The following is a 19,478-nucleotide window of genomic DNA, read 5'->3' as shown; positions in this document are numbered from 1 at the left end:
GGACCTCCCGGTGATGCACCAGAGCCGTAAATGGATACGGAAAATGAAAGGGCGACCTTTCACACAACGTTTTCATGGGTGCAACAAATTATATTATTCATGTGTGCGCGCATCAGAAGGAAACACGTTATTTCTGCCACGGCAGAGGAGAAGGCTGTGCATTTCATGAACATTAGAATGTAAGTGACAGTTTATTTTGTTGATCCTAAAATACAACAGAATATTTGCTTTTTCTCAAAAACATGCCGCACGGCACGTTTCTTTCCTTATGCCGCCACATTACGATAACTCGGACGGGGGAAATTATAATGTGTGGTATTGTAGGATATATTGGTAATCAGAATTCGCAGGGGATCTTGGTTGAGGGTTTGAAGAAATTGGAATATCGTGGATATGATTCCGCTGGTATTGCTGTATTCACCCAAGAAGGACTGCAAGTAGTGAAAGCTCAAGGCCGTTTGGCGAATCTGCAGTCGAAGCTCGAAGACAGCCCGCTGGCAGGTAGCGCAGGTATCGGACACACACGCTGGGCGACTCACGGTAAACCATCCGATGAGAATTCACATCCACATACGGATAACAGCATGAAGTTCTCGGTAGTTCACAACGGTATTGTCGAAAACTATCTGGATCTGAAAGAAGAGCTGATCGCTGGCGGATGCCACTTTGTCTCTGAAACCGATACAGAAGTTATTTCACATCTGATTGCTCGCGAATATGACGGAGATATCGTGAAGGCTGTACAAAAAGCGATTACGTTCATGCGCGGTGCGTTTGCATTAGGTGTCCTGACTGAATATGAGCCAGATAAACTGGTGGCTGTGCGTCAAGCTAGCCCGCTCATTATCGGTCTTGGCGAAGGAGAAAATTTTATCGGGTCAGATATTCCGGCACTGCTTGAATATACCCGTAACGTATATATTTTGAACGACGGCGAAATGGCTGTGCTGACAAGAGATGCTGTCGAATTGATGACGATTGAAGGCAATTTTATTTCTCGGGAAATGATTACTGTCGATTGGGATGCAGTTACCGCAGAAAAAGGCGGCTACGAGCATTTCATGCTGAAAGAAATACACGAGCAACCTAAGGCTTACCGCGACACCATGCGTGGTCGTATCAATGCCGAAGGTAACAAGGTTGTATTGCCTGAACTGAACATGACTGAAGAACAAATCAAGAACATTCGTAACATTCAAGTCGTTGCTTGCGGAACGGCATACAACGCTGGTGTGGTAGGACGTACTATGATCGAATCTTTGGTTCGTATTCCGGTTGAGAATGATATCGCTTCGGAATATCGTTACCGTTCACCAATCGTGACTCCAGAAACTTTGGTTATCGTAGTCAGCCAATCCGGTGAGACTGCAGATACTTTGGCAGCTCTGCGTGAAGCACAAGCTAACGGGGCACATGTATTGGCGATCACTAACGTTGTGGGCAGCTCTATTGCTCGCGAAGCAAATGATGTGTTGGTAACCTTGGCAGGTCCAGAAATTGCAGTAGCTTCGACCAAAGCTTACACTTCACAATTGATCGCATTTGGATTGTTTGCTCTTTACTTGGCTGAAGTTCGTGGTACACAAACCGAAGCACAAGTTACTAAGATTCTTGCAGCTATGCAATCTCTGCCAGAACAAGTCGAAGAGATCCTAGCTCAAAAAGAAGCGATCAAAGGTTATGCTGAACAAATTTCTGAGCACAAAAACTTGTTCTTCATCGGCCGCGGCGTAGACTACGCTGTTGCTCAAGAAGGATCCTTGAAGCTGAAAGAAATTTCTTATATTCACTCCGAAGCTTATGCTGCAGGTGAATTGAAACACGGTACATTGGCTCTGATCGAAGAAGGCGTTCCAGTTATTGCCCTGGCAACTCAGGAAGCTGTACTTGAGAAGACCGTCAGCAACATCAAAGAAGTAAAAGCTCGCGGCGCAGACGTGCTGGCAATCACTCACCAAGAGCATTTAACTGACCTGCTTAGATCAGTTGATCAAGTGTTCGTGATTCCTAAAACACTTCCAATGCTGACAGCAGCTTTGTCCGTAGTGCCTCTGCAATTATTGTCCTATTATGCTTCTCTTGCGCTGGGTCATGATGTGGATAAACCACGTAACTTGGCGAAGAGTGTTACTGTGGAGTAGAATTGGTGATGTGAAAGTACAGTTGTTTGACTAATTACATTAATGTGTTGTTCTGAACATTAAAGTATTGTTTTGAGTAACAAAATTGCAATAGAGTTGTGTTTTGAAAAGCTTAAGACAAAAATGAGCGTGGAACAGCAACACTGACATCTAAAGCCGTCCTGAAAATACAGGGCGGCTTTATCTTTTTTTTATATGGGGGAAGATGATCTCACAAGGCCGACTTAGTGAAATTGAGCAGGGAAAGACTAAACCCTCTGCCGAAACTCTAAAAGAATTAAGGAAAGAATTTAATGTTGATTTAAACTGGTTATTCGACGAGGATATTTAATTTTGTTAATATGTTGATGGAGTGTCTGGTGACATTTAACTCAGTGTTTAGGTGGTGTCTTTAAAACAAAGTTTGAGTTTTTATAATAGAGTTGGTGCTTGATGAAGGCGTCAAATATTGTTTGTAGCTAGAAAAAAAGAATGTAACTGTTGATTATTGTCAAAAGAAAATAAAGTTCTAGACTGAGTTAATTGTAGTAACGTAAATAGAGGATGGTTAGTTCATTATATGGGCTAATCTCCTCTATTTTTTGTTTAATAGAAATATTAACTTAGGCTTTAAATCTTAGTATAAATTATTTAATATATTGAGGATAAAAGCTTTCGTTGGGGGTGCTGTTGTGAGAGTACAAGAAGTAATTCTTAATGATAATAAAAAGAGATATTTGCTGTTGGATGCGGTAGGTGTTCCAGTTGTTCCTGTGATGAAGTATTTAAAATACCTGGATCAGACAGGTAAAAGCAACAATACACTGAAGACTTATTGCTATGCATTAAAACAGTATTTCACTTATCTTGAAGAGCGGAAGATAGATTACAAAGAAGTAGGAGTTAAGGATCTTGCTGACTTTGTAGGGTGGTTGCGTAATCCGTTTGAAAGTGGAAAAGTTACTCCATTACAACAGATTGAAGCGAAAAGAACAGAAAGATCAGTGAATCTTATAATCACAGTGGTAACAAGCCTATATGATTACTTTACTTTTTCCGTATTCAAGAGATCCAAAACGATATGGTAGGTAAACTGGTAAGACAAGTATTTAGAGGTGGTCATAGTAAATATAAGGGATTCCTACATCATGTCAATGAAGGAAAACCGACGAATAAGAACATTTTAAAGCTGAAAGAACCCAGAAGAAAACCTAGGGCTTTGCATAAGGACGAGGTCGAACAGATATACGAGTTTACAACGAACAATCGTGATCGATTGTTGATCCAGCTGTTGTTTGAAACGGGACTACGTATAGGGGAAGCATTATCACTCTTCATGGAGGACTTCGTATTCGATCACAAGAATGGCCATCGAATACGTTTAACGGACCGCGGTGAATTGGAGAATGGAGCTAAACTCAAGACAGGTGAACGGGAATTGTATGTTTCGCAGGGAATTATGGATTTATACGACGACTACCTATACAACGTGATTGATGAACTTGAAATCGATACGAATTTCGTATTTGTTAAACTGCGGGGAAACCGTGTTGGACAACCGATGAATGACCGTGATGTTCGCGCCTTATTTAAAGTACTGTGTAAGAAAACAGGGATGCACATTCACCCTCACTTGCTGCGGCACACGCATGCAACAATATACTACCGTCAAACGAAAGACATCAAGCAAGTGCAAGAACGATTAGGGCACGTAAATATTCAAACAACTATGAACATGTATGTCCATCCATCGGAAGAAGATATACGTGAGAATTGGGAGAAAGCTCAACATGCATTTCAGCTTGGCAATATACAATCAAAGGAGATAACTGACAGTGGTGTTACAGAATAAAAAACATATGAAAGCGGATAGGTTGAATTATAATCGGCTTGAACAAGAGATCTCCAGCTATCAAGAGCGATTAGTTCATGATGATGGGTCCGTATCGTTTCACAAAATAGAGAACCCCTATTTCATGACTGAAAATACTTGGAGTGTAGATGTAATTGGTTCAATAGCTAACTTTCGGGATCAGCGAGACAAATATATTCGATCAAATAGAAATATTCGATTCGAATTTAATAACCCATGGGTTAATCTTGAAATGAAGTATGTTGTGTTCCATAAGTTATTTAATGATGAATGGTCTTTTTCAAGCTTATTCGGAACTAATTTCACAAACGTAAACCGGCTCACAAGATTTCTTAATGAAAAACACCCTCGACTAGAATCATTGTTAGATTTGAACATCAATAAGGCGGACCATGAGTGGCTGTTTTGGTTGGAGAATCAAAATATCCGTACACAAACTATAAGGAAACATGATGTGTACGGAGAACAAATAATTAAATGTTCAATTACACACTTCTTAAGACATATGCATTTTACTTTATTTCAACTTATAGATACTCGCCAAGAATGGGATAAAGATCGTTGGGATATCCGAGCTTTGTATGCTACGTATGGGATTAATTATAATAAATCACAATCTCAACATTTTGTTGACTTCTCGAAAATAAGGAACCCCTCAATTCGGAGTAATGTTAAAGAATATATAAAGCAACGTCTTTTAAATAAAAACAATTTTTCTTGGTCTACTGCAGTAGTTTATATGAATGTTATTCCTGGATTCTTAAACTTCATTTGCAACTTAGAGCCTTTATGGAATGACCTAAAGGATCTTCAAAGAAGCCATATTCTAAAATATATTGAATCGCTGCACCAAAGTGCAAAAAAGCTTACAAACCGAAATTCAAATCCTGAATCATACATTAAATACAATCTATCTGCTGTAAGTAAGTTTTTAGATGACATTCAACGTTATGAATATACAGTTGCGCCAAAAACAAATACAAGACAACTGCTTTTTCCAGAAGACAGACCAAAACGTAAAAAGAAACCTTACGATCAAATTGATTACATACCGGAATATGTATTAGAACAGCTTTTTGCTAATTTAAATCATTTGCATTCAGAAGTCCAACCTTTGGTATGGATAGCGTTCAAGACTGGTTTACGTATCTCAGATGTATTGGGATTAACGCAAGATTGCCTTTTAAGAATCAATGGAAAATACTACATTGAAACTGATATTGAAAAGACATATGTGAAAGGTCGTCGCATCCCAATCGATGACGAATTAGCTAATATGGTAGCGGCTCTAATAAAGAAATCAATTGAGAACAGCAATGATGACAACAATCCAGAAAAATACGTCTTTATTCGATTTCGTGGTTCAAGAAAAGGCAGACCTTATTCCCAATTCTGGGTTGGAGAGAAATTGAACTGCCTGGCAAGAAATGTGAACATTACTGATGAATGCGGAAATTTATTCTACTTTAAAACTCATCAATTTCGTCATACCTATGCTATTAAGATGCTTAACGGCGGAGCAGATATATTAATCGTTCAAGAGTTATTGGCGCATGCATCTCCTGAGATGACAATGCGCTATGCCAAGCTTCTGGACAATACTAAGCGCAAGGCGTTTGAAACAGTTATCAAACAAGGCGTATTTAGCTTTGATATGAATGGGAAAATCCATGAGATCCATAAGGATGAAGAAATCCCATACGATATCCTGGAAACGCTCTGGCGTGATCAAAAACTAAATGCGATTGATAATCCCTACGGCTCCTGTCGGGCCCGTGTAAACGGAAATTGCCCATACGCGGAGGCCCCCCCTGCTTAACTTGTAACGGCGGAAGCCCTTGTAAAAACTTAGCTGTAGGTCTCTCTGACATGGACGTACCTAAGTACGAAATTCATATTCAATCGACCTCGAAAATGATAGAAGTTGCCAAACAATACGGCCGCGACGAAATTGCGGAGAAAAACCAAATGAACCTTGATCGGCTGACCAGCATCTATGAGACGATCAGGAAAGGCAACATCGTCTTTGGGCGAATGGAGCGTATCAAAGGAAAGCAGGGTGTAAAAAATGTCCGATTATGATCGCAGAGCGCATTTAAAGCAGGTTCATGAGTCTCGCAAAGCAAAGACCATACAAAGAGTGGATGAGTCGATTAGGCGGCTTGTAAAAGCCAAAGAGAGCATCAATTTTAATAGTGTGGCAACGGATGCTGGCGTAAGCAAAGCAACGCTCTATAACAATCCTGAGATACGTGGACGCATTGAATCGCTTCGTCAGCAGCAAGCTCAAGTGCCGACACCAAAACAAATCAAGCGAGAAATGGATGAAAACAATAAGGACGCCATCATTGCTTCGCTAAAACGTAAGATGAAGAAGCTCGAAGATGAAAATAAAAAATTACGAGAACAACTTAAGTTTTCATATGCGGAGGTTTATCAGAGGATTTGAAAGAATGTATGTTGCCGTCCTATTCAACTAACGGGCAGTTTAGTTGAACAAGATAAGTGGAGGTTTTATGTCGCATTTGACGCATACTGCTCATTAGTGAATTCTAAAAGATCTCGTTTTGCGGGCTCCAATACAAGTAACCAACAATTGTCTTAGACTGAAAAATAAAGTTCTAGACTACTGTTGGTTTATTGAACTATCGTTCTCCGTTAGCGTAATGACCTAGTTATAATCATTGGAACTCAGTTTTGTTTTTAACGACAAGTTTTTAGGAATTTGTAGGTGGACACGCTTATACCATGAAACACCATCGAACACCAAACTTATCAACAAAGGAGACCAAACAATCACTGAAGAATATTGGACCAATTGGGGTAATTGTTTTGCTGCCATCATTTATTACTTGGTATGCCTCTCTTAAAACTTCTTCATTTTCAAATACAGCGACAATTTCCATAGTGGAATCTACAGATGACTCATTAGTTCCACCAAAATCACTAAGCATTAACCTAGTTCCAAGAATGTGTATTTCAGCATGAATAACAAATTTTTCAGGTTCTTTCCCAGAGTCGTGAATAATTGAATCTGTCTCAGACTTAAATACCTTTTTATAAAGTTCGATAGCTTCAGAACAAGCACCATTTAAATATAGTTGTGGTACTAACATTTGCCCTCTCCCTCGAATTAATTATTTGTTGGAAAACAGTTACATGACCATATTCTACCATGCGTATTCACAATTAGGATCACATTTTTTAGCACAGTTTAAGAAGTTTGAATGAACTCTACTACCCGTTAGATGATGCACAGTACGAAGATATTGTGTAATAAAAGAAAGCGTACTTGTTCAACTAACGGGACACGATAGCACTATGACAATTGGCAGCCGAAATCATTGGCTGCCTATTTAGCTAACGGGCAGTTTAACGTAACAAAATGCTTCTATATACGTTTAGCTGGCTTGTACTAAAAAAATGTTGACAAAAAACGAGAGCCTATTTGCTGGGTTCTCGTTTTTTCGATAAATCTACCTAATTCATGTGTCTAATACACGAGGATGAAGACTTCTATATTTTTTATCTGTAAAATGTGTTTTCACTACATGATGTACAAGCTTAGGTCGTCTATACCAATCCACGATCCCTTTGTTATTAAGCGTCTGCACTCGCCATAAGGGCCCCATCTTTTCCTCTGTTACTCGACAATCGCAGAATTGCTAAATGTACGTGCCAGAGACAAAATCACGATTACGGTAAGCCGTTAGGTTGCTGTCTATAGTCTTCGCCTGTCTTTCTTCTGTTCCTTTCACCATACTAGGTGAACGATATCCATAAAAACCATCTGCACCGAATACACTCATGATCATCGGTTTTCCAAGCCCGCCTGTGGAGTCTTCCCAGCCTCTGGCCTTATCACACAGCTCATCAGGATCTTCTGGTCCGTACCAACCGGGATATAAATTAAAGGAAACGATGTCAGCAAGATCAAAGCAAATTAGTAGTTATACTGGATTTTCTCTCTTGTGCAATATGGATTTTCACCATTACCCAACGAGCAATTGGCTGAATGATTATGCACTCTAGAAACAAGACTATTAGGAAATTACGAGGAAATGTATTCAGAAAAGTAAGCAAAATATTCTTACTGAAACCATTGCCGATAATAGTGCCTATCAATGTCATTAATGCACACATTCCTAGTACCGTAAATAATGTATTCAATAGGATTTTGGGATAAAAACTATCTGTTGGAGTGGTTAATTTTCGAACTATTTTATCAACAATTGGTCCAACTACTATTGGTTGAAGAAACATTGCGATGATCCAAATGAAGGGCATTGCAATTAAGATTTTGGTAACTATAGCTAAATTGATTGTGCCACTGTTCAACACGATATTAAAAGTTGTCATAAAGATGACTGTCAATGTACAAATAATTATCCCATAAATCGCACCCTCCTTGCTGTTATGTGGTAGTCGGTTATCTTTTGTCATTATTCTTCCTCTCTTTCATCTATTCAAATTAAGCAAATAGAAAAAAGCGCAGGGACCATCTGGGTTTCAGATGGTCCCTGCGCTTTAAAGCATACTCACTGTTAATACCAAGTATATCATAAACATATATTTAAAACAAATAGCATGCTCTTTTTTATTATGCACAAATGGGGTAGCATTCCTGTAATGAGTGAACCGAATTTCATTGAAACAGTCAAAGCTTGTGAACATATTTACTTAAACTCCCTTGAACATTAAAATAGCTCAATACTAGTATAAGAACATAAGAAGTAAGACCCAGAAAACACTCTCATGAGTGCTTCCCAAAAGGGAGCGACAATCTTTGATGCAGTGGGGTTCGTTGGAGTCAGACTAGCGGATGGACTCTAAGGCACCATAGTTCATCGACCTTCCTCTCCCAGCCATAGTAGCATTGTTAACAGATATAACCATTTTCATCATGTGTGGTGCGGCGCTTGCGCTACATGTATGGCTAACGAACGAGCAGGATAGTTTAATTTACCGTCAGTATAATATGAGATTAGTTTTCTGATTACATCTATGAAATTCGAACAGAGATCTTAATTAAATACTCCTCATAACCTCTAACTGAAAGATCATCTAACAAAACATCCTCATAAAAAAATCCCTTTATTTCTATTCTCTTATCATTAGCATATTTTATTATTCGATCATAAGTGTCACTTACGCTCGAGTACCCCTCTGTATGAAACGCAGTTAAATATGTTCCTTTTTCTCGCTTGAAATTTGAATAATTTGATTGTTCACTAACTCTTGTATAGAGATAATCATAATTGAACGTTTCATTTGCTAAAACTCTATTTGTATCTCTCATCCAGCCTACCGTGTGAGAGGTATCAATGCTATAAATGTTCAAGTACTTTTCGTGTTTTATCATAGAATCGTAAATGCTTTTATCATTTGTATAAGGATCAGCTTCTGTTATTACCAAAAACTCCTCGATATTTTCCTCAATAATAATTTCAGTTGGAATAATCTCAGTTGCTGCCTTCGTAATTTGTCTCTTCTCTGATATTATACTTTTCATTTTTTTAAGATGTTTAATTTTTGCATTCAGCATTGCCTCTTCTTTATCAAGTAGGACAATGAGCTCATGAGGTGATCTTTTATTTAAATATTCTTTTATCTCTTTTAATGGCATTTCTAATTCTTTAAGTATTGAAATCACTTTATAAACATCAATTTGATTAATTGAATAATATCTATACCCATTTTCAGCTTTAACTTCAGGAGAAAGAATTCCAAGTCGATCATAGTGAAATAAAGTATCCTTGCTAATACCCATCACTTTTGCAAATTGTCCTGAAGTTAATTGAGTTTGAAAATTATTCTTCATAAAACCCCTCCTTGACTATGGTGTTACACCACACTTTATTATAACCAAGTAACCTTCAAATAGCAGTAGAACATGAGTAGTATCTAATCGAATTTCAGTGGATATTACGAAGAAGGTTACTTGGCAATTTAGCAACACCTAAATAATTTCATCTCGGGAGGATATAAGCAATGAAAGTTCTAGTTACAGGAGCAACAGGAACAGTAGGCGGACACATTGTAGAACAACTTCTTTCACAAGGCGTAGAGGTAAGGGGCTTGTCTCGCAACCTCAAAAACACAAGTCTTCCACCTGAAGTTCATACTGTTGTAGGAGACCTTAATAATCCCGACACCTTGCAAGGGCATCTTCAAACTGTCGATAGTCTATTTTTAATTACACAGAGTGAACAAACAGAGGCTAGATTTTTGGCAAACCAAAGAATTATTCGAATGGCAAAAGAGGCAAACGTTAAAAGGATTGTAACGTTGATGGATTATGAAGGAAACCCAATAGAGAGCATCATTCAAGATAGCGGAATGGACTGGACAATCTTAAGGCCGGCAGAATTTATGAAGAATGCACTTTATTTTTGGGCAGAATCCATTCAAAAAGAAGAGATTGTAAGAACGGGATTCCCTGATGCTTTGAGCGTTAGAATTCACGAAGCAGATATTGCCACTGTTGCAGTTAAAGCGCTTACCGAAGATGGTCATCATGGAAAGATATACACTTTAACTGGTCCACAATCGTTATCTACCAGGAGTATGATTACTCAGATTTCTGAAATTATTGGCAAACCGATTGAGCTAATTGAACTGACTGAGGAACAAGTAAGACAAAACTCCAAAAATCAAGGCTATGATGATGAATTCATAGAATACTTCCTCATAGGAATGGTAAAGAATCCACCTGAAAGCACATATACTGTTTTACCGACAGTAGAACAAGTAACAGGAAAACCAGCAAGGACATTTGCCCAATGGGTTACTGAAAACAAACACTACTTTGAGTAAAATTCTTTTGCTGAAGACTTGAATGGATGGCCAGCTCAGTATTTAAGACTAAGATATCCTCAGCTAAAATATGATTGCCCATTAAGCTAACGGGGAACGATAGTTGAACATAAAGGGTTTCACATATTAGTCATGACTAATATGTGAAACCCTTTAATATATCTATCTTTCTTAAATTTAGGTCTTGATAAACTAGGAAAATAAAGTATTTTCTTAGTGCTTTGGATAAGATAAGTCCCCTGTTTAAGCACTACATGCTACCCGCGTACGTTCTTTAATAGGTAATTGGAAATGGAATATAATGAGGAGGACGCAGCCCAAGCGAAGGCGCGGGAGCATTCTTTTTATTAAACTAACGGGCAGGATATCCCTCAATTCAATGTTTTAAGTACGGCAGCATAACGAAACAGTAGTTCATTAGCGTTCGAACCAAAACAGTGAGATACAGACAACTGAAGCACGGATGAGTCGGAACGAAACTATCATACGGACGAAGATCCTGTCGGGCAGCATATCTGACCTCCACCTCATGGACAGGTTGAATGAAGGAATGTGGGAGCGTGGACTGTGAGACTTGGGAGGGTTGACCTCCATGAGGAATGTGGAGATCCATAAGTGCAACCATACTTTTCCTAGGTAACCACTTTCTTCAGACTGTGGTTAAGGAGATGTTCTTTTGCGCTTTTCCTCGTCCCAATATTTTCTTCGATTTCAACTTGATTCCACCATGAAGTCGTCTGCACTGAACGAATAAAATCAGAAACCTAAGATATTACGAGCATTCAAGAGAAAAGTGATTCCTCATAGAGGGAGAATAGTTTAACAAAGGACAGGATACCGAAGCACCTGCTCTTCAATAATTTTTTCAACTATCGTGACGATTACTTGAATAATTCGATTCTGAATCTGATCATCTTCTGTTTGGAAAATCTCCACGAAAAAAAGCGCCGGCTCATGATGTTATCGTGAAACCGGCGCTTTTTCGATCGATACCACATATACGTTTAAATGGAGTCTATATTAGGAGGTCTAATTAATTGATGATATGGATCTGGTATAACAACTGTTCCAAGAGTACCGCTTGTATTATACTGATTAACAACCCTGCCCCTGGGTCTACTCAGCCCTATTGGACGCCGCAGGACTCCGGCTGAGTACTATTCAGGAAGCACGTATCAATTTCGATGAGCCGTTCACTCTATGCCATCAGCGATTACTTTGTTAAGTTGGCGCGGAATGTTGTGTCCAATACCGTCCACCAACATTAGCTCGGCTCCAGGGATAGAAGTAGCCGTGTTTTCGCCACACTCCGGTAGGATCAGGGGATCACAAGCTGCGGACGACGGTCACCAGCGACAGCCATAGCAGCAATTTGTCGTCCGACACTGCTTGGGTCGGGTCGTAGTCTCGCTGGATTTCCTCCAGAATGAGCGCCCGATAAGAATCCTCTTCAAACGGATAGCCGGTGCCGGTGATGCGTTTGGCAAAAGAGAGTTTTTGCCAAAAATTCTGCGTCATCCTTGTCCAGTGACATTAAAGATGTGAAGTGCAGATTAAAGTTAGCGCTTCTCCAATTTATGAGTTCAAGTTATATAGGGTGAAATTTCTTGATTTGTTTGCAGTAACTTTAATACAATGCCAAATACTAAACTAATACATTTAGATTTTGGAATTTAATAACCAAGTTTTTAGGAATATAACCATCATTACTGTTCACCATACTTCGGCTACTCTTTGTAAGTGGATTGATCTGTGTCCATGTAGACTACACATTAAAAGACTTATTAGAACATAATATTACATAGAGGAGAATTGGAGATTATTGCGCAAGGAAATTAATATTATAGTAAACTGATGTTCACATGCACTTTAAAAGGTAGTATAATAAAATAAGGAAAATAATACATTTTATAGTTTAATTTTTTCCTTTACGGACCTTATCCATTCGTTCAACATTTAAGTGAATATAATGTTTTAAAGTAGGAAATAATTTATTGGTATAGAAAGGGCGGGATAATATGTTTAAAAAAATATATTTAATAGCCTTTGCAGTGACTATTATTTCAGGAGTGGCATTAATATCAAATTCAAAAGCAGACACCTATCCAGAAATGGAAACCGTAAATAAGACAGTTGAAAATCCTGTTAACACTAATTTTTCAACAAATAACGTAAAATCCGTAGAATCCGTAGAATCAGTAAAAAACGTAGAATCCGTAGAATCAAAAATCGCAAAAGGGTATTATAGTCAACTATATACACCTCATGGCATGTTCTTGCGAGCAGATAAACAAAGTATCTTTAAGGAATCGGAGATAGCAAGAAATTTAGATCAAATCGGGCCTAATACGAATCAACTAATTTTTGAAGGCGAGTTTTTTTTAAAAGTAGATGAATCAACATTTCTTAAATCGTATCCCAATTCGTTGCTCTTAAATGAAACCTTAAATGAAACAGATGAAAACCCGATTAGACTGACGATGCTTCATTAAGCTAACTGGCAGGATAGTTTAAATATACGGTATTATTTTAATTATATCGATAGTAGTACTTTTTATATGCATCGGATACATTCAGTTCCAAAGGATGGTTCAAAACAGTCAAACAAAATCATGAAGGTATAAGCCGCTATAATACGGCTTATACCTTATTTTGATGGAATTCACGATGAAGCTTAAATTTGGCCTTCGGGTACATCATAAGATAATCGATTTACGGGTCGGATTAACAACTTTATCAAGGTGATTTTCCATTACAAGAGGGAGGGATATTGTATCGGTCATAGGCCGGTGGAATAGTCGAAGAGGTAGGACCAGAAGTTTCAAAAGTGAAACAGGGGTTATCCCTTTCAATATTGTATCTGACTTCATACGAGCTAATATTTAACTACTGGCTACTCAGAAAATTGTAAGGTAATATCGCCGTTATTTGTATAAGCAGATAATTTTTTTGAACCATTCTCTTTATTGGCAGGCAAATTGCTATCTCCTTTCTTTACATTGCTTAAGATCGCGAAATCATCATATGACCCTAGAATTGAACCGCTAATATTTCCGTTTTTTGTTTCAAGGGTTATAGCCGTCCCTACATTCAATTTGTCCAATTGGATATTTCCGTTATTTATGTTTACTTCCACTGTCCCCAAAAACGCGATTGTTGGTAATACAATACTTTCATTCGATGTTTTTAAAGTCAAATTTTTTAAAGTTGCGTCAGGTATCCATACCTGAATAGTTCTGGTTACTTGCGAGCCTTTTCCTCCGATATAGTCATTCCATTCCTTATTACTGTCACTTACCATTGACAGTTCTTTATCATCAGATAGATCAATCTTGTAAAATTCTTTCTCACTTTCATAGTAAACAATATGAATTTGTTCATCTTTAGATTGGAGGATAGTTATTTTTTTGTCCTTTACATCAATTGTTAAGGTATCAATCTTTTGGGCAGGGATGATGTAATTTTTTTCTTCCATGGAAGTGGAGTGGGAGGAGCATCCTGCCAATGCTATCAATAGTGTCACAAATATGCCTATAGTAGTTAGTAATTTTTTTGCAGTACTTTTCATTATAAAATGCTCCTTTGTTAAATCATTTTTCTTTTTAATATAGCCAGTCCTACGAATACCAATCCTAAGCTGCTCTGCAAAAAAAATTGCTATATGCAACAAAGTATTAGAGTTGAACATAATGATCTTGAAAAAGTAATAAATCCATTTTTGTATTTCGTTGCGTTTATCAGTCGCATATGTTTTAATCATCATAAACTTTTGTGTTACAAAAAGGTCAAGAGGGTAGATATGAACAACTATTTTACAATTAAGCAAGCAGCAGAGATCGTAGAGACGACCAGTGAGACCTTGCGGCACTATGATCGTATTGGATTAGTCAAGCCATGCCATAAAGATGAATTGTCGGGATATCGATACTATTCCGAGCAGGAGCTCGTAAAGCTGCAAACCATTGAACTGCTCAAAGCAATGGATCTTACTTTAATGGATATTAAAGATATATTGCAGCAGAATGATCTCTCTAAAGTAATTGAATTTCTAAAACAGGCAGAAAAAAGAGCAGACGATAAAATTGCTCGTCTGCAGTATGCAAAATCGAAAATTAAACGTGCCTATCTACATTATGAAAATAAGTTCCACAACGGTTATAGTCAAAGTGAAAATTACTTTGTCAGAAACATAGAGGAAAGGGTAATTATGCTTTCGAATAAAATGGAAAGCCCCACACTTAAGAATTTATGGGACTATCACAGACATTTCTATCAACAAATTGAGACTTCACTGCATTCACAATTTCTGTTTGAAGATATGGCGGGAATGTTCACGACTGAAGGAATAACACGGTTATTTGCTGTTTGCTTGAAATATCCGTCTTTAGAGGGGTTAACTGTGCTACCAGAAGGGGACTATCTGTGTGCAAACTGTACCGAAGAGAATAAGAATGCTGTATTACAAAATTTACTTGAAAGGGCAAAGACGGAATACGATGTGTGTCCAGATTTTGTTCTTCATAACATTATTGTGACTGGAATATTGCAGTGGGATTATCAGATACAACTGTTCATTAAGAAACGCACATGTTAGATTAAATACAAAGGAAAGGGTTTAGGAAAAGAAAATTATTTGATTAAAAGTCGCTAATTTTAGCGGCTTTTTTTGATTAAGGAAGCACGTTTTTTGCCCCAGGCTGAGGACAAGAACGTTATACTTCGCCGATTAGCTAAATATTTAACTATAGTTCAATGTTATCTATTTAGCTAACTGGCAGATTAACGCTATAAGTCTTAGGAATAGTATGCTTAAGTGAAAAAAGTATTCGCATGAATTCTCTAATGTGAATAAATACAAATTCCACTGCAGTTAATCCATTTTCTATACATATTTTTAATAGTATATTGAGGTAAATAAAGTGATTATTCACTTTGATAAATCCGAAATTGCTTTGTCGGTATTATTTTATGGCTTCGTAAGGATTGCAAAACCATCGAAATATGGGAGTTTAAAACAGATGTGTGCCGTAGTTAGTTTTATGAAAGGAAGGTATAGGGGTGAGTATTTATTACGCTTCAAGCAAAGAGGATATCACTAAGGATGCACTCCAAGAGTTATTTCTTTCGGTAGAATGGGAGTCTGGCAAGTATCCAAACGAGCTTTTACAAGCAATTGGAGGGTCTCATTCAATTGTTACCGCTTGGGAAGGAGGAAAGCTTGTCGGTTTAATAAATGCTTTGTCAGATGGTGTTTTAACGGTATATTTTCATTATATGCTTATTAATCCGAGTTATCAGAGTATAGGTATAGGTAAGGAAATGATGAATATAATGCTTGATAGATATAAAAGGTGTAAAACAAAGGTATTAATTTCTTATCCGCATGCAGTGGATTTTTATAATAAGTTTGGCTTTAATACAGAGGATGGAGCTACACCAATGTTTATCTCAGAGTTGATATGATTAAAATAACGGATCACGATAGTTTAATCGCAACAAGAAGGCAGCCGATCAGAGGATCAGCTGCCGTTTTTATTGAAGTAAAGGGGCAGGATAACTCAGTAATTTCGCGAATACTCAAAAGATGGAATTATCACAAAGCTCCCGAATAAGACGTTATAAGAAATCGGCGAGAAACTATAAGGAGCAGAAAACATGAAATGCCCTCACTGTAACACCGAATTAAGTGAACTTCCTTTATGTTACGGAAGTGAAGCACCATATTATTTTTACACTGTACCAGAAGAGAAAAGAACAGAATTAATTAGAGATTTTTGTGTAATTGATGAACAGCATTTCTTTATTAGAGGCCATATTGAAATACCAATAATCGATAGCAAAGAGAAATTTATATGGAGTGTGTGGGTTTCTCTTAGTGAAGAAAACTTTCTGAAGTCTAATGAATTATTGCACGTAGAAGGAAGGGAGACGGAAGAACCTTATTTTGGTTGGTTATCGACTGAACTTTCAATATATCCAATAACTACATTATCGTTAAAGACAATGGTGCATACACAAGAGGTTGGTGCTGTTCCGTTAATAGAATTAGAACAAACGAATCATCCACTTGCAGTTGAACAAAGAGAAGGAATTACAATGGAGAGAGTTAAAGAAATTGCTCATTTAATAAATCATAGTCAGTAAGAGAAAAATTTGAATCTATAGTCGAAGAAGCTGCCGACATCTTATTAAATCATATCTACGCCAGCAGACAACCTTGCAAGGCTAAACTCGGTGTGTAATGTCGTTTAAGCTAACAGGAGACTTTTGTTCAATGAAACAGAGACAATCTAATATTTTATTTTCTGCTGACAATGACACGTTAGTCCCGATGATGTGAATAATCATCGGGACTTTTTATTCAAAAGGCAAATTTTAGATGCTATTACCATGATTGTACGGAATGTTATTTCCTGATTATTTGAATTGCCGCCTGGACCGGTCGAAGCAACTGCTTAATCGGTCAACCTGAGATGGAGATACAAGAAATCGTCCTGTCCAAGTTCCCGGACGGTCGGAGAGTGAATTGAAATATACTTGTAACTAATGCAGCAGCTGACCTAAAGAGTGGGGCAGCTGCTGCATTAGTATGGAAATCTGAAGGACACCGGAGATCTTGGCTAGTCAGAGCTCATTTTTTGGATCAGGAATTTACTCCGGAGAAAATTAGAACTCGTAGGTCTTTAGTTCTCCATTTCTTGACGCCAGTTTCAGAATATTTCCATCCTCAGGCATCCCTTCAAAATATGCTCTTATTGTGCCTGTTGTACACTGGTGCCCGCATATGAGGATATTGATCTCTTTTCCACCGTGTTCCGCTTCAAGCTCCTTCATAAACCCAAAGACTCTTGAGACATAATTAGCGACATCTTCAACATTCTCGTAAAAGGCTGGATCAGGAATGCCTCCTGCCAGTCTGACCTCTTCTTTTTTCAGACCATCGGCTGTGCCCAAATCAAAGACATTAAGCCGTTCATCGTTGCAGGCTTGCATACCGGTTGCGATTTCAGCTGTTTGAACAGCTCGTTCCTGTGGTGAGGAGAAGATATAATCAAACTGGATTCTATTGATTTTTTCTTTAAGGTTCTCCGCTTGTTGGAATCCGGCGTTATTCAAGGGAAGGCCATTGCGGCCCTGAACTCTCCCTTCTTTGTTAACGTCTGTTTCTCCGTGCCTGATCACATAAAGCATGATTAACCTCCCGATGTATCTATAATTTTCTGATTTCCTGGAGCTTTAGATTACGAAAAATTTTGACGGATCGACTCAGCTTTTTCTTTGGTAAAGACACCTGAATCAAGCAGGTCTAGTATGGACAATACTCCTCCACGAGAACCCCAGCTCCCTTCATCGATCACTTGGAAGGATACCCACCAGCCTGGAGATGGCTCCTTCATGTCAAGAGCTTGGGTCAAATTAGAAAGTATATTCTGAATAACCTCTTTTCGAACCTCATTTCTCCAGTCGCCGTCCATGACCAGAATGTTTATGAGGATGATATCCCTTTCCGGTGTATCCACTACCAATTTCCCCCCAATACCCATATGTTCGGTGGAGAACTCTGAGAATCGGACCTGGAAACCTTCACGTGCAGGCGGGCAAAACTGTCCAATCTCTGGAACTAGTACTGCATCTGTCAGTGTTTCCGCAAGAATGCGGCGTTGCTCTAAAGAAATACGGCCTTCCGGATAGTTAACTGCAATCATAGTCATGATGATTCGCTCCTTTTTTTTGTAGGCGACATTTAAGAAATAGTCGGACTTCTAAATGAGCATCCTGCTCATACCTATAATCTAAACGGCTATCAAAGCATTGTCAACAAAGATTATTTTAAAAATATATATTATTATAATATATGTGCGAAATCAGTGTATCTTCAGCTGAAATGTTTTATAATAAACTTGTCAGCTTCATTCGAGGTTAGCGTTTTGATTTTGGCAGCATTTCCATGGGAGGTAATATTAAAATGGCTTCACTATCGGCAAAAGAGAACACGATGCTTGCCATATTAGGCATTCTTACAATTGGTCCCCACACTGGCTACGATATTAAACAGCATATGGAACAAAGCACCCAGTATTTTTGGAAAGAAAATTATGGTCAAATCTATCCAGGTCTAGCTGAGCTTCTGAAAAACAAGGATGTGGCAGTCCGTGTACAGCGCCAGGATGGAAAGCCTGATAAAAAAATATACAGCATTACAGAACAGGGGAAGCAACTCTTAAATAATTGGCTCTCCCAACCCATGGAGCACATGGTGATGCTAAAGAAGAACGAATTATTACTAAAGGTTTTTTTTGGAAGTAATACTTCAGCTGATATTATTATCGGGCATATACTGGATCATAAGAAAAAGCTAGAGGAAGCATTACAGATCTTTTTGGGACTTGAGGAATGGCTTCTAAAGCAAGAAACGGATGACCCCAATATTAAATACTGGCTAATCACAAATGATTATGGGAAAAGACAGTTTAGCAGCCTTATTCATTGGTGTGATGACAGTATCAGTTTGCTTAATAAATCCATTTGAATAATCCTAAAGAACCCACGCCTGAGAGATTTATATGACCCGACAATTGATGTTTTCTTTCATGAGTTGTCGCCCGTGAAACACTCAACGTCACCCGTACTCCTATTAGGGAGTTAACGGGTGGCGTTTTTTCATGCCC

The 19,478-nt window shown here is 38.1% G+C and carries 19 protein-coding genes and 1 pseudogene; 12 read left to right on the top strand and 8 right to left on the bottom strand.

Going from position 1 to position 19,478, the window contains the following annotated elements:
- The first annotated feature begins 308 nt into the window (after nt 1–308).
- From glmS to MHB37_RS28265, 6 genes and pseudogenes are all read left to right on the top strand, one after another.
- Entirely contained in the window at nt 309–2,141 is a 1,833-nt protein-coding gene (gene glmS, locus MHB37_RS28290) for a glutamine--fructose-6-phosphate transaminase (isomerizing) (protein WP_076129781.1), read from the top strand.
- A 205-nt stretch (nt 2,142–2,346) separates the two neighbouring features.
- Nucleotides 2,347–2,472, top strand: a complete 126-nt coding sequence (locus MHB37_RS28285) for a helix-turn-helix domain-containing protein (RefSeq protein ID WP_081394076.1) — start codon at nt 2,347–2,349, stop codon at nt 2,470–2,472.
- A gap of 340 nt (nt 2,473–2,812) precedes the next feature.
- Nucleotides 2,813–3,972: pseudogene (locus MHB37_RS28280) on the top strand (tyrosine-type recombinase/integrase).
- A complete protein-coding gene (locus MHB37_RS28275) occupies nt 3,956–5,812 on the top strand; it encodes a tyrosine-type recombinase/integrase (protein WP_405168749.1) in 1,857 nt (618 codons plus the stop codon). The pseudogene MHB37_RS28280 and the gene MHB37_RS28275 overlap by 17 nt, the downstream one beginning before the upstream one ends.
- Nucleotides 5,813–5,862: 50 nt before the next feature.
- Nucleotides 5,863–6,075, top strand: a complete 213-nt coding sequence (locus MHB37_RS28270) for a hypothetical protein (RefSeq protein ID WP_305953565.1) — start codon at nt 5,863–5,865, stop codon at nt 6,073–6,075.
- A complete protein-coding gene (locus tag MHB37_RS28265) occupies nt 6,062–6,442 on the top strand; it encodes a DUF6262 family protein (protein WP_340932262.1) in 381 nt (126 codons plus the stop codon). The genes MHB37_RS28270 and MHB37_RS28265 overlap by 14 nt, the downstream gene beginning before the upstream one ends.
- Nucleotides 6,443–6,734: 292 nt before the next feature.
- On the opposite strand, the gene MHB37_RS28260 is transcribed toward MHB37_RS28265, so the two are convergent.
- The 4 genes from MHB37_RS28260 to MHB37_RS28245 form a co-directional block, all read right to left on the bottom strand.
- The gene (locus MHB37_RS28260) at nt 6,735–7,109 is read right to left on the bottom strand and encodes a glyoxalase/bleomycin resistance/extradiol dioxygenase family protein (RefSeq protein WP_076129783.1); all 375 of its coding nucleotides are present in this window, start codon (nt 7,107–7,109) and stop codon (nt 6,735–6,737) included.
- A gap of 549 nt (nt 7,110–7,658) precedes the next feature.
- Nucleotides 7,659–7,808: a hypothetical protein gene (locus tag MHB37_RS28255; protein WP_179088800.1), complete on the bottom strand. Its 150-nt coding sequence runs from the start codon at nt 7,806–7,808 to the stop codon at nt 7,659–7,661.
- 118 nt (nt 7,809–7,926) lie between these two features.
- Entirely contained in the window at nt 7,927–8,436 is a 510-nt protein-coding gene (locus MHB37_RS28250; RefSeq protein ID WP_076129784.1) for a DUF2798 domain-containing protein, read from the bottom strand.
- A 559-nt stretch (nt 8,437–8,995) separates the two neighbouring features.
- On the bottom strand, nt 8,996–9,814 hold the full coding sequence (locus MHB37_RS28245) for a MerR family transcriptional regulator (protein ID WP_405168748.1): 819 nt from the start codon (nt 9,812–9,814) through the stop codon (nt 8,996–8,998).
- A gap of 170 nt (nt 9,815–9,984) precedes the next feature.
- Here MHB37_RS28245 and MHB37_RS28240 point away from each other — a divergent pair, with 170 nt between their 5' ends.
- Nucleotides 9,985–10,809 carry an SDR family oxidoreductase gene (locus MHB37_RS28240; protein ID WP_076129786.1) on the top strand — a complete coding sequence of 275 codons (825 nt, stop codon included), beginning with the start codon at nt 9,985–9,987 and terminating at the stop codon, nt 10,807–10,809.
- Between the two features lie 1,326 nt (nt 10,810–12,135).
- On the opposite strand, the gene MHB37_RS28235 is transcribed toward MHB37_RS28240, so the two are convergent.
- Nucleotides 12,136–12,327: a hypothetical protein gene (locus MHB37_RS28235; protein ID WP_076129787.1), complete on the bottom strand. Its 192-nt coding sequence runs from the start codon at nt 12,325–12,327 to the stop codon at nt 12,136–12,138.
- A 500-nt stretch (nt 12,328–12,827) separates the two neighbouring features.
- Between MHB37_RS28235 and MHB37_RS28230 the strand changes: the two genes are divergently transcribed.
- Nucleotides 12,828–13,301, top strand: a complete 474-nt coding sequence (locus MHB37_RS28230; RefSeq protein ID WP_076129788.1) for a hypothetical protein — start codon at nt 12,828–12,830, stop codon at nt 13,299–13,301.
- A 401-nt stretch (nt 13,302–13,702) separates the two neighbouring features.
- On the opposite strand, the gene MHB37_RS28225 is transcribed toward MHB37_RS28230, so the two are convergent.
- Nucleotides 13,703–14,377, bottom strand: coding sequence for a DUF4097 family beta strand repeat-containing protein (locus tag MHB37_RS28225; protein ID WP_405168747.1), 675 nt, complete (start codon nt 14,375–14,377; stop codon nt 13,703–13,705).
- 231 nt (nt 14,378–14,608) lie between these two features.
- Here MHB37_RS28225 and MHB37_RS28220 point away from each other — a divergent pair, with 231 nt between their 5' ends.
- The 3 genes from MHB37_RS28220 to MHB37_RS28210 all read left to right on the top strand — a co-directional run bounded on the left by MHB37_RS28220 (nt 14,609) and on the right by MHB37_RS28210 (nt 16,953).
- Complete coding sequence (locus MHB37_RS28220) at nt 14,609–15,403, top strand: MerR family transcriptional regulator (RefSeq protein ID WP_076129790.1); 795 nt, start codon at nt 14,609–14,611, stop codon at nt 15,401–15,403.
- 464 nt (nt 15,404–15,867) lie between these two features.
- Complete coding sequence (locus MHB37_RS28215) at nt 15,868–16,272, top strand: GNAT family N-acetyltransferase (protein ID WP_076219062.1); 405 nt, start codon at nt 15,868–15,870, stop codon at nt 16,270–16,272.
- Nucleotides 16,273–16,464: 192 nt separating this feature from the next.
- Nucleotides 16,465–16,953, top strand: a complete 489-nt coding sequence (locus tag MHB37_RS28210) for a DUF2199 domain-containing protein (protein WP_339281452.1) — start codon at nt 16,465–16,467, stop codon at nt 16,951–16,953.
- Between the two features lie 522 nt (nt 16,954–17,475).
- Here MHB37_RS28210 and MHB37_RS28205 read toward each other — a convergent pair.
- Nucleotides 17,476–18,000, bottom strand: coding sequence for a histidine phosphatase family protein (locus MHB37_RS28205; RefSeq protein ID WP_339281451.1), 525 nt, complete (start codon nt 17,998–18,000; stop codon nt 17,476–17,478).
- Between the two features lie 50 nt (nt 18,001–18,050).
- Entirely contained in the window at nt 18,051–18,521 is a 471-nt protein-coding gene (locus MHB37_RS28200) for a tautomerase family protein (protein WP_339281450.1), read from the bottom strand.
- A 254-nt stretch (nt 18,522–18,775) separates the two neighbouring features.
- Between MHB37_RS28200 and MHB37_RS28195 the strand changes: the two genes are divergently transcribed.
- The gene (locus MHB37_RS28195) at nt 18,776–19,339 is read left to right on the top strand and encodes a PadR family transcriptional regulator (protein WP_076219066.1); all 564 of its coding nucleotides are present in this window, start codon (nt 18,776–18,778) and stop codon (nt 19,337–19,339) included.
- Nucleotides 19,340–19,478: the final 139 nt, after the last annotated feature.

Source organism: Paenibacillus sp. FSL H3-0286 (assembly GCF_045040705.1).
GTDB classification, from domain to species: domain Bacteria; phylum Bacillota; class Bacilli; order Paenibacillales; family Paenibacillaceae; genus Paenibacillus_AQ; species Paenibacillus_AQ odorifer.
This window is presented reverse-complemented; position numbering and strand designations above follow the sequence as displayed.